At 31.3% G+C, this 11810-nt stretch carries 7 protein-coding genes and 1 pseudogene; 4 read left to right on the top strand and 4 right to left on the bottom strand.

Annotated elements, in window-relative coordinates:
- Positions 1 to 60 precede the first annotated feature (60 nt).
- Positions 61 to 1209 carry a FecR family protein gene (locus tag Q7C23_RS20330; RefSeq protein ID WP_375034217.1) on the bottom strand — a complete coding sequence of 383 codons (1149 nt, stop codon included), beginning with the start codon at positions 1207 to 1209 and terminating at the stop codon, positions 61 to 63.
- 437 nt (positions 1210 to 1646) lie between these two features.
- Between Q7C23_RS20330 and Q7C23_RS20325 the strand changes: the two genes are divergently transcribed.
- A complete protein-coding gene (locus Q7C23_RS20325) occupies positions 1647 to 2195 on the top strand; it encodes an RNA polymerase sigma factor (protein WP_375034216.1) in 549 nt (182 codons plus the stop codon).
- A gap of 159 nt (positions 2196 to 2354) precedes the next feature.
- On the opposite strand, the gene Q7C23_RS20320 is transcribed toward Q7C23_RS20325, so the two are convergent.
- Together Q7C23_RS20320 and Q7C23_RS20315 are read right to left on the bottom strand one after the other, a co-directional pair.
- The gene (locus Q7C23_RS20320; RefSeq protein WP_375034215.1) at positions 2355 to 4796 is read right to left on the bottom strand and encodes an RICIN domain-containing protein; all 2442 of its coding nucleotides are present in this window, start codon (positions 4794 to 4796) and stop codon (positions 2355 to 2357) included.
- Between the two features lie 56 nt (positions 4797 to 4852).
- Complete coding sequence (locus Q7C23_RS20315) at positions 4853 to 5863, bottom strand: glycerophosphodiester phosphodiesterase family protein (RefSeq protein WP_375034214.1); 1011 nt, start codon at positions 5861 to 5863, stop codon at positions 4853 to 4855.
- Positions 5864 to 7315: 1452 nt separating this feature from the next.
- On the opposite strand from Q7C23_RS20315, the gene Q7C23_RS20310 reads away from it, so the two are divergent.
- The 3 genes and pseudogenes from Q7C23_RS20310 to Q7C23_RS20300 all read left to right on the top strand — a co-directional run bounded on the left by Q7C23_RS20310 (position 7316) and on the right by Q7C23_RS20300 (position 10709).
- The gene (locus Q7C23_RS20310) at positions 7316 to 7957 is read left to right on the top strand and encodes a peroxiredoxin (protein ID WP_375034213.1); all 642 of its coding nucleotides are present in this window, start codon (positions 7316 to 7318) and stop codon (positions 7955 to 7957) included.
- 876 nt (positions 7958 to 8833) lie between these two features.
- The gene (locus Q7C23_RS20305; RefSeq protein ID WP_375034212.1) at positions 8834 to 9295 is read left to right on the top strand and encodes a hypothetical protein; all 462 of its coding nucleotides are present in this window, start codon (positions 8834 to 8836) and stop codon (positions 9293 to 9295) included.
- A gap of 993 nt (positions 9296 to 10288) precedes the next feature.
- Positions 10289 to 10709, top strand: a pseudogene (locus Q7C23_RS20300) (JAB domain-containing protein).
- Positions 10710 to 10922: 213 nt separating this feature from the next.
- On the opposite strand, the gene Q7C23_RS20295 reads toward Q7C23_RS20300, so the two are convergent.
- Positions 10923 to 11417 (bottom strand): hypothetical protein, encoded by a 495-nt coding sequence (locus tag Q7C23_RS20295; RefSeq protein WP_375034211.1) that lies wholly within the window; start codon positions 11415 to 11417, stop codon positions 10923 to 10925.
- Positions 11418 to 11810 lie beyond the last annotated feature (393 nt).

The following is an 11810-nucleotide window of genomic DNA, read 5'->3' as shown; positions in this document are numbered from 1 at the left end:
CAGATTCCCTGAATTTTGATTTTTTTAATTGTTCTTTTATTTCATATTTTTTCGTTTTAGTTAATTAATAATGACTTGATTGTTTTTTATTATATAGGTAAAATGATAGGTTTTACTTAGATAGAAAAGTATATTTTCAATTTTATCAGTATTTTGATTAAATGATGCACTAAAGATTTCAGTGCTCAATTCTGCATTATTGTTAGTAATTGAAACATTATATGCTCGTTCCAGCTTCTGTGAAATATCTTTAAATGATAATCTTTTAAAAATCAATTGTCCATTTATCCAACCAATATAATCATTGACATCAACTTTATTAATTACAATGTGGCTATCTGATTTCTTCCAGGAAGCGTTCTCTCCAGGAAAAAGAAGTGCTTTTTGTTGGGAATTATTTGATTTAAAAAGCTCAACGGAACCTTCAACCAAAACCGTATTTACAATTGGGGATTCTTTATATGCCGAAACATTAAATTTGGTACCTAAAACTTTAACCTCTAAATTATTAGATTGAACTATAAATGGATGTAGTCTGTCTTTTGAAACCTCAAAATAAGCTTCTCCGGTTAAATAGACTTTTCTATAATGCCCTTTTATAAATGTTGCTGGAAATCTTAACGTTGTACCAGAATTAAGATGAATTTTGGTTCCATCAGACAATACAATTTTAATTTTTTGACCGTGAGGAATATTTAATTCATCATAAACAAGCTTATCGGATTTTAAATTTTTCTCGCAAATTAAGGTATTGTTTTTTTTGACATTAATCGAACCCTCACCTGATGTTTTAATTTTTTGCTCTTGATCTAAAAGAATTGTTTGAATTCTACCGTTTTCAGATTTAAGCGTAATTAGATTATCCGGTATATTTTGTTTTGAAAAAGTAAATATATCTAAACGAGTGAGAACCAAATAAAATAAACCCATAGCAAAAATCAATATGGCAGCATATTTAAAGACAGGCTGTATTTTTTGATATAATGATTTCTTGGAATTATTTTCTATTCTTTTGGATATTGCCTGCCAGGATTTATTGCTATTGATCTCTTTATATTGATGTATGTTTTTAACAATATAGTTAAAATCTATATTGTCAACAAAAGGATATTTATTCTTAAATTGCTTTAATTGTAATTTTTCTGATTGCGATAAAAATTTTAATTTCTTTTTTATAATAAGTTTTGAGATGTCAAAAAATGTTTTCATATCACGTTGTGTTTTTATTAAAGAACAACTGAAAAACAAATTGGTACTATTTTAAATTAAGATTTTTTCGTTTTTTTTTCAAAAATGATATCTAAAATCTTTTTTTACTGTAAAGATGATTTAATGATTAAACAGTTCAAAATATTCGAAGTAGTCAATTCCCTTATAATTAATAGTCCTGATACTAGATTAAAAAAGCTTTGAAGCTAATCCAGAATATCTTTTTTAGGTTCTATTTACTTTTGTAAGATTTAGTCGCGGATTTATGAAATATATTAAAAATCCTAATATATTTATATTTACAATAAAAATTTAGCCAATTGACAAATATTTGATAAATATTCTATATTAAAAAGCACTTATAATTCATTAGATTTTATATATTTACATCACTACTTTATTATTGTTTAGACTTTTTCTAATTAAAATAAATTAAATTGAATACGATTCTTACAGAAAATGATTTAAAAAAAATATTTGATTTATATTATAAGTCTATATTAATGTATGCAAATCGATTTTTATCTTCAAGAACGGAATGTGAAGATTTAATTCAGGATATATTTATTAACATTTGGGAAAAAAAACGTATTTTCCAAGATGAAATTTCTTTAAAAACATATTTGTATAAAACTACCCGAAATAAGTGCTATAATATTATTAAGCATGAAAAAATAAAGCAAAAATATGCCTCTAATGCTTTAGAAATACTCGAGGATGATAATTTATTTTTGAAACAAGTCCTGGAAGAAGAAACCGCAATACAATTATATCAAATAATAGAAATACTACCTAAGAGAAAAAAGGAAATCATAACATTAAGCCTTAAAGGATTAAAAAACAATGAAATAGCCGAAATACTCGATATAAAACTTCAAACTGTAAAAACTTTAAAATCTCAATCATATACTATTCTAAGAGCTAGATTTAAAGATATTATATGCTATTTTCTATTTTTCAAAAAATATAGTTTCTTGCCTCGTTAAATTTAATGCTTGAACATAAAAAATTTCAGCCAGTAATTTACTAAAAACTTCGTGCTGTTTTTGTTTATTTATAGCCAGTATTAAAATTGGGTCATTTTTTTTTCATGCTATAAGGTAAAGGCAGATAAACTCGATTTGAGTAATCTGCCTTTATATTTACTATTTTACTAAAACAATTTTCTTTGTACTTACTATTTCACCTGTAATATCGTTAACTGTCCTTAAAAAATAGATTCCTTTACTAACGGTAGAAGGAATTCGCATTGTGATATTTTGCCCTCCTTTACTTAGTTTTCTGTTTTCTGTAAAAATAGTCTTGCCCAGTTCATCAAAAAGCATTAAGCTTAATTTAGAATCCTGCTCTAAAGAAAATTCAACAGTGAACTCTCCGTGAGATGGATTTGGATAAACTTTAAAACCATCAGATGTGTTTTTAATATCTTTTGAACTTGCTGTCTTTGCTGTTGACCATACTGGATTAATATTCCAACTGTATCGATAGTTATCGTCTGTTACTGACGAATATTGTCTTAAATAATACCTACCGCCCGTACCTTCGGCATTACCGAATGCTATGAACTTTCCAGAATTTTTATTTACTATTCTAACAGCCCCTTTTGAATTTTTAAAAATAAGAAATTGTTCATTGGTATGACCAGAGCCAGAAGAAGGATACAATATAATATTAGTATTATCGTAAAAACTAGCCCCTCTTACATTCCATGTATTACTATCAGGAAAATAATCAAGTTTCACCGTATAAAGTCCTCCTCCAAATCCTCCATCATCGACCGCACGCATTTTCCAATGTTCATAATCTAGAATAGGTGAGGGAGTACCTTGAACTTCATTGCTAGGAGGCGAGTCATATGCATTAAGATCCCAACTTTTTATTTGGTATTTATAATCAGGTGAAAAATAAGCTTGAAGATCTACTCTTTCAAATTGCCATTGTGCATTATTCGCCGCTATCCCATGTTGATACACTTGTGAATTGGCTACATTTGGATCTGCTACCACAGCAAACTTTCCTGTTAGTTTACTTGCTATCCTGTAATATCCTTCGGTATCTTTCCAGAAAAACCACCGTTGTGCATTTGAATTATTATTGTCATGTTGCTGAATTGGCTTTCCGTCCCACCAATCACTATGTTGAAGATCTAACACCTTATCATAATTGTTTGATAATTTATAAAAGCTGTCTCCCGTGGGCTCTATTTTCCACAAAACAGTATGACCGGCGCTATTTTCATCTTTCATTTGTGTAATGATATCATTACCTTTATTGTATGTAGCAAGCCCTAAATATTGGTTTTCCGTAGTGACTCCTCTGTTTTTTAGTCTGTATGTACCTTTGGTTATCGGTGTAAGATCTACTTTTTCTAATATCCATTTATCAACTCCGTCTGTTTTATCACTCTGGCTGGTAATAGTCGCATTTTCTGAAATACTGCTTATGGCCATACATTTACTAATAGCTGCATTATTTCTTATTCTATAGATATTAGTACCAAGAGCCATTTGCCTAAATGTCCAGGTTTGATTGGTATGATAGTTAAAATAATAGGATCCTATTGCTGCATTTTCACTTGTGCTTGATTGATATAGATCTAAAGGTTGATTATAAATAACATTGGTAATATAAAAATTTTTATCTGGAGAATTAAAATCTATCGACCAAAGACAGTTTGCTCCAGCATTATTTTCCTCTCTTATGATAGCTTTAGTATAACCATTATCATAATCAATTGCCAAATACTTTCCTGACTTTATATTTTTGAGACGATAGACAGCATATTTATCTATAGGATCGGCAGGAGTGGTTTCTTTTTTAAAAAGTGCTTTTACCTGATCAATACTAAGACTGTCTGCATAAACTTTAAAATCATCCATAACTCCAAAACTTTCTTGATGATTTGATCGGGTACCTATCGACCAATTAGTGGCTGTAGTGAGATCTTGCGGAGGGAAATAATTGGTTGCCCAAACTGTAGTTCCTTTCAGATCTGTTATATAAACCCTTGTGGAATTTTTATTACAGGAAAGAGTGACAAAACACCAGCCATCTATAAGAGGGCTTTTAGCCCCAAAAGTAACCGGATCCCAAAGCCAGACATTAAATCCGGCAACAGGCAAACCATAATCTATGCTTTGCTGTGAATTATTTGGGACATAGCGATTAATTACCATCCTGTTTAGTTTATCCGCAGTGAGTCCAAATAGGGAAAAATTATGATTGTTGTCTTCTGCAGAAAAAGCCACTTCATCAGTCTTTCTAAGTGAAGATTTATCCAATCTTGTCCAAAAAGAAATTGAAAAACGTTTATTTGGAATTTCAGCGGGAGTAAAAAAAGCCGGCGTATTAATATAGGACGCTACATAAGAAAAACTTATTGCCCCTCCATCATTCCCCCATCTGTCTGTAGCCAGGCCATAATTGCCTCTAACCTCTCCATTTTTCCCATTAATAATTTCCTCACCATTAAAGTGGTCCAACGGGTAATAGCGAATCGGTGAAGGTAAATTCTGTGCTTTTAAAAAACTGCAGTAAAGTAAAAGTGTTACAATAAGAACAGGATTTAATTTATATAAATTTTTCATTTTATTAATTTATTAATGATTACTATTTGACTAAGCTGTTGCGATAACTAAAGAAATCATTTTTTCCTTTTGCCTAAGCCCGTAAGATAATCAATCCACAAGTCAGGCCTGTCTGATACTACAAAATTTGGTGTGGCTTTTGCCATGAGCCAGTCCCAGTCCCCTCTACCATCATTCATAGGACTGGTACTGCCATCATTGGTAAAATAATATGGCCTGATCACTTCTGCACAGGTTTTTGGGTCTTCAGCTACTACTCCTCCTGGGGCTTCCGGCCAAAATGAATAGGTGCCTTCCCATGCATTTGCGTCATTAATTATTTTAATGTAAGGTACCAAGGGATCCGAGTCCTGCTTGCAGATAAGCTCAAAAGCGTATATTTTTTTTGTGCTTAAATAACTTTGAATTATAGTTGCATAATCCATATTTCTAAAAATAATTGGTACAAAAATGCAATCATCCAGGGTAACTCCTACTGCTGTCAATGCAGTCATCAGTTGTTGTTGAGTTACTGTATTTGAAACATTAACGACCAATTGATTCAAGACACCAATCTGTTTTGCAGCAACGAGACATTTTTTTAACGCCCTTAAATAAGCATCTCCACTATCTTTTATATCAAGATTAATGGCAGTTTTCCCTTTTAAATAAGTAAACACTTCCCTCATTCTAAGCATCTTATAAGTAGTTTGTTCTCCCAATTGATTTTTTAGCGTCAAATCTTTTATATCAACATATTTTTTTGTGTTTAATGGACCACTACTGCTTGTCATCCTGTTTAAGCATGCGTCATGAAATACCATAGTGCTATCATCCAAAGTCGCCCTTATATCAAGTTCTACCATATCAGCCCCTATAGCTATTGCCGCATCATAAGCAGGTTTAGTATTTTCAGGCGAGTCTTTCCAATAGCCTCTATGTGCAGCTACCATTACATAATTGGGGTAGCTTCTAAAATTTTTAAACATAGCAATTACCTCAGCCGGTGTTATCTGAGTTTGCGCCTGTACATTTAACTGTGAGAGCATAAAAGATAAAAAAAACAGATTGTTTAATTTGATTTTCATAATAAATAAATTTAATGGTTAAAAAATATTTCTTACTTAAAACTTTAATTGATCTTGAAAAGCGTTTTTATGCTTGACGATATAATTACAAAGTACATTAACACTATAATCCTTGATAAATATATACTCATCCAAACAAAAGCAGTCTATCCTGTCGTAAGAAAAATAAGCTATTACCAAATATAAATTCACTATATCTTAAAATCAAATCCTGTAAGACATAAAAAAAATACAATAAGTCAAAAGTATTTTTACTTTACAGCTTAGAACAATACACTCATCTTCATGCAATTCAATCTTAACCTTTTAGAAATGTAATTCCTTCAAATGGTTTCTTTGCGAAATAAAACTTATTTTATTATTATTATTATTATTATTATTAAATACATAAGACAACAAATAACCACACTTATGGCATCAAGTTTTCCACAGGTTCCGGACAATTGATTTGCAAACTACAACAACTACCGCTTTGAATACCCACCCAACTACTGATAAATTCCATCCCGGTCCGGGGACATGGTTGTAAAAGATACCATACACTTGCAGATCATTCAATGAATACAAGGTGACTTTCATGCAGATTGGTCTTTTTTTTACAAGTAAGCCCTAGCTCCCCCCTGATCGGGAATAAAAAACAGCAATTTCCCTGACTTATAAAACATCCCCTGATTGTCAAGACAATCAGGGGATGTTTTTAGACATAAGCACCCTTACATCAAAATTACACAAAGAAGAAGATATACCCTGTGATAACAACCTTTCACCCTGGCCTCCTTTTACTTGCAACTACCTTATTGTAATCATTGAAAAATTAAGCCATCACTTATTCTGCTGGTTAAATTTTAAGTTAATATGAAAACTAATTATATTTCTAGTGCTCACAAGTTTCTTTTTTCTGTTTTACTTCAGTAATCACGGTCTTAAGCTATTGAAGCACATGGTAATGAATGCGGTTGGTAACCACTTTGGAATTCAAAGTCATCAGACCAACGGAATAATACAAATAAGCCTTTTTGTGTTATTTTAATGGCGTTTAAAGCTGTATCTTTTATTTTTATTGCATTTATTTTACTCCACATTCCCAGTTAGTTGAGCAATCGGCTTTTAGCTGCAGGTATTCAACTTTGTAAAACTAATTTATGTTTTCTTATCTAACGGGCATGTTGGTTTATTTTAAATTTTAACTACCCTACAATAGTCAAAAAATAAAAAAAAGCAGTCTTTTTTTGAGTATTATTCAAACCTAATGAAAGCAATTTTTAAAAATATTTTGTGTGATTTTAAAAATTCAGTTCCGGAAGTGCAGACGCAAATACATCACCTGTTGTTCTGAATGTTTTATATTTTACACTAAAACCGACCAGTAATTTAAGGAAGTATTGGTTCCAAATTCCGAGAAGGATAATTGCATTAATAAAACGTAACTTATTAACTTTAAAAAATAAAATTATGTCTACATTACGATTAGGGGATTTAGCTCCGGACTTTAAAGCAGAAACAACTAACGGACCGATTCAATTTCATCAGTGGCTGGGAGACTCCTGGGGTATTTTGTTTTCCCACCCCGCAGATTTTACACCAGTTTGCACTACAGAACTGGGAACAGTAGCAAAATATCATCCTGAGTTTGCTAAAAGAGGTACAAAAGTTATAGCATTGAGTGTTGATGGATTGGCGTCTCACCTCGAATGGATAAAAGATATCAATGAGACTCAAAATACAATTGTTAATTTCCCTATAATAGCTGACCAAAGCAGAGAAATTGCAGTTCTTTATGATATGATTCATCCAAATGCTAATGATAAATTCACCGTGCGTTCTGTTTTTGTTATTGGTTCGGACAAGAGCATAAAACTTATATTGACTTATCCCGCGTCAACAGGAAGAAATTTCGATGAAATATTACGTGTTGTTGACAGCCTGCAGCTGACCGCTGCGTACAATGTAGCAACTCCGGCAAACTGGAAAGACGGACAAGATGTAGTGATTGCGCCATCAATTCCTAATTGTGATATTGCTGCCAAATTTCCTAAAGGGCATCTACAAATCAAACCGTATTTGAGAATTACCCCTCAACCTAATAAATTGTAAAGCTGAGCCTTAAAAAAAAGTTTTTTTTTTGTTGTTTCACGCTTGATCATGGTAAGGCGCTTAATCTATCAAAGCAATATGTTTTTTGGCAAACATATGAATGAAAAGTCAAATGAAATAACAGTAATACTAAAATTGCTGAATTTTTAAATTTAGAATGTTGTATAGTAACAATTGATAGCTCTCAGACGAAGATTGCCAATAGAATTATAGAGAAAAAACAAGCTATTATATTGGCTGCATGTCTGTTAAAGAAATATGCGCTTGCCAGAAAGATGTTTTTTTTTGATTTCAGGATTCTGTTTCAGCTTACATTAGAGTCATAGGACTTAAAAAAAGCATAGATTACAAAAAGCAATTAGACAAAAATTAAAATATATGAGTAGTTTTGAAGAATTTAGAAAAGTTACTGAACAAATATTAAAGACCCAGTTAATGGGGCTAACAAAATTAGATCTGTCTAACTCAAACATGAGTTCGAAGGATTTAAAGCTATTGATGCCTGATATATTGATGATACCTAATCTTACCGAATTGATCTGTTTTTAAATTATGATATTACCGAATTATCAGACTCCATATTTTTTTAGGCATTACCTTAATTTTTCCTTCTTTAACGTAACGTACAACATGTTTTTCTAATGTTTGGTCATGGCTATCTTTCTAAAAAAAATATGCTTTTGAAAATACCCAGTATTTTACTTTAGGTATTTTACTATTGTAAGAAATCCAATCAACTACTGAAAAATTGTCTTAATACGATAATTATATGTCTTATCTACAAACGTTACCAAGTAATTGACACCTTACTTTGGTAACCAGTGGCAAGACTAACTGACACGCCAATATAGAAAAATACCAATATAGATTATTGTTATGCAGCAAAGAAGAACTATTAGAGAACTATTTAAACAAAAATACCAATACCCCATATCTCTTTTGAGTATCAGTAAAACGGGCAAGCCAAATTATCTGTTGAACACCGACAATGGTTCTTTTTTTGCAGCATCGGGATCGATATGTACTTTCAGGGATGAAGACGGAAATATCTGGTCAACCATTCCTGAAACAGTGACTGTTAATGGGGTACGTTGTTTTCCTGTTGAGGGTATTCAATATATTTTAGACGGGGGAGTTCAATGCACTTTTGTTCCTGCCAATTTTGTGGTTGCACGGGCAAAGGAGTATTTTGAAAAATTTGCATATATCAATTACGGTATCGAAATAAAATTAAACTCATTGCTATTTTTTTATGAAGGAAATCTGTATTTAATTGATTACCAGTTATTTAAACTCAAAATACATGATAACATGGGTGCTTTCCAATCGTATAATTAACTTTTAAAATAAATGAAAACCAAACCAAACTATTTATGAAACAAAAATCCTCAAATCCGAAAAATTAATCCTATTCAGTTTTTTAATCGCACTATCAGCTTGCGACGAAAAAGAAGTAGAAGCAACATCCGCTGCGAAAAGTGGGTTAAACGGAAAATTAAACGATGTCATTATCAGATTACCTGCCTTCTTTAAAAGGAGTTGGAATCCAATAAAAAATATACCCAAGATCCAGAGTTTAGCTTAGACCTCAAACACATAAAGCAATATATTGATGCCAGCGGTAATGAAAGCTACAGTATTCCAAATACATTCGGAATCGGCTCAAAACAGCCCGGATTATTATACCCATAAAGCCTCCACCACCGTCCCAAGTACTATGAGAAAACATCCCAACTCAATAGTTTGCATTATCTGATGTGGTTATTATTTTTGAATTGGTGGTGCCGGCAACATCTAAAACCCTTTGCTATCCCTGAGTATTGGATGGAGAAGATGTACCAATACTTACATTGTCTTTTGAATTTGTCATTACTAATTGCTACCACTTCCCCTATTCAACTCCGAATGATAGGAACTTCTGTACCCCCCCCATGCCTTCTCTATTTTAACAAACCAGTAATAATTAAAGCATTGGGTAGATAAATTCTTGCAGTTGCCTGTAAAAGGTTTGTTTTTTTTGTCTATTCAATTTTTAATATTGATGTTAGTTATGAAAATCTCTCCTGCTTTTTTGTCACAAGACTAAGATATTGATGCTCGTTAAGTCTTATGAAAAAGGCAATAATATAAGATGATAAGAATTAAATCATTCCCTTAAAGGGTCAATTCGGGTAGTATTGTCAAAATATAATATGTTTTTGCCACTCGTTTAATAGTTCTTCTTAGAAGCTATGAAGCCGCTTGCTAAGCAATTCACGGCAGATCTTCCATAATTAATTTAAAATAACACATTATGGAAATTTAAATCAAAATTGACAGACTGTATCGAAAATTGAACTGATCTACAAAGAAAAGTAAAAAACTCTGAAAGACCACAAATAAAATCCTCCAAAGACGCATACAAACTCGCCTTACAGCTTGGGATTATAATAAGGTAGAACTCTTAAGGAAGTTCAAAGTATTATTTATGAATCAAGCTCACAAGGCACTTGGAATTTACGAAATCTCTTCTAGAGGAATTGCAGGAACTGTTGTAGACATTAGACCAATATTCTCCTCAGCTCTTAAGACAAATGCTACATCTTTGATGATGATTCACAATCCCTTCAAGAGACCTTACAGCTTCTGAATCCAATAAACGGATTACTCTAAAAGTAAAAGAAGCCGAAAGACTTCTTGATATCATATTACCGGATTCATTAATTATAACTTCCGAATCCAATACTCGTTTGCTGATGAAGGCACTTTATAAGCGCCTTTAAAATTTATGATTACCTCTAAAGGTTTTCAAAACGTCAAATAATTTTTAATATATTCTCAAGATGCAAGCGCAACAATCATATAATAATCTTCAATAAAGTGGTTAGATAATTGAATGCTCCCGCTATCTTTGCTATTATTTTTAATGAAATATATAACTGATATGAGATAATAAAAATCTTAACAATGTCAATATTTTATGCATTTATTTGGCGGTCAAAATTGCATTTAAATTTTTATTAAAAATAGCTTTATTTTCTTTAGTTAAGGTATAAATAACATCATTATCGGCATGAATAATAATTTTATCAATATTAACTTCCAAAAGTGCCTTTGGTTGTTTAATTTTTAAAGTACAAGCTCCATCAAAAAAACCATCATCTTCAATTATCTCTTTATCTTTAATTATAGTTCCATTACTTAATACTGCTGAAAAAGTCATTTCCCTATTTAGTGTTTTAGAATAAAACCCATCCATAACAAATAGCAATCGATAAGAATTTTTCATTTCCTGACCTTTAAATTCATGACGATAAATATTATAACGTAATCCTTTAGCGAGTGTCTGAAATTCTTCTGTACAATCTAATTCAAAAGTTACGAGATCACCTGCCACATTTACAGATTTTAAAACTCTAGCCTGTGCACTTGCCTGAAGAATAGATAATAAAAAAACGAGTAATAGTACTATTTTTTTCATATGTTAATTATTTAGTATGTAAAAATAGTGAAAAATAACTTTGTAAAAGCACCTTCATAATATAAATCCGTACTTCAAAATTAACAATCAAAACATTACACATTCTCTTTTATAGTCTGCAGGTCGTCAAACCTTTTCTGACAATAAATGCTTATTTTCATTAAGCCACTGTATTATTCTTATTCTTATAGCCTGAGAATTTAACTGTAAAACTAATCATTCTTACTCTTCAAATCAACTAATAACTCAAATCTACCTCCCCGGCCAAAACAAAAATAAAAAGTCTTAAAAAAAAGAAATAAAAACTAACTAACTAACTAACTAACTAACTAACTAACTAACTAACTAACTAACTAACTAACTAACTAACTAACTAACTAACTAACTAACTAA

Source organism: Flavobacterium sp. LAR06 (assembly GCF_041946075.1).
In the GTDB taxonomy this organism is placed as follows: domain Bacteria; phylum Bacteroidota; class Bacteroidia; order Flavobacteriales; family Flavobacteriaceae; genus Flavobacterium.
This window is presented reverse-complemented; position numbering and strand designations above follow the sequence as displayed.

Bases quoted from the DNA above. Each gene is read 5' to 3' on its own strand.
- Q7C23_RS20315 (WP_375034214.1), bottom strand. From the start codon at position 5,863: ATGAAAATCAAATTAAACAATCTGTTTTTTTTATCTTTTATGCTCTCA.
- Q7C23_RS20310 (WP_375034213.1), top strand. From the start codon at position 7,316: ATGTCTACATTACGATTAGGGGATTTAGCTCCGGACTTTAAAGCAGAA.
- Q7C23_RS20295 (WP_375034211.1), bottom strand. From the start codon at position 11,417: ATGAAAAAAATAGTACTATTACTCGTTTTTTTATTATCTATTCTTCAG.
- Q7C23_RS20320 (WP_375034215.1), bottom strand. From the start codon at position 4,796: ATGAAAAATTTATATAAATTAAATCCTGTTCTTATTGTAACACTTTTA.
- Q7C23_RS20330 (WP_375034217.1), bottom strand. From the start codon at position 1,209: ATGAAAACATTTTTTGACATCTCAAAACTTATTATAAAAAAGAAATTA.
- Q7C23_RS20305 (WP_375034212.1), top strand. From the start codon at position 8,834: ATGCAGCAAAGAAGAACTATTAGAGAACTATTTAAACAAAAATACCAA.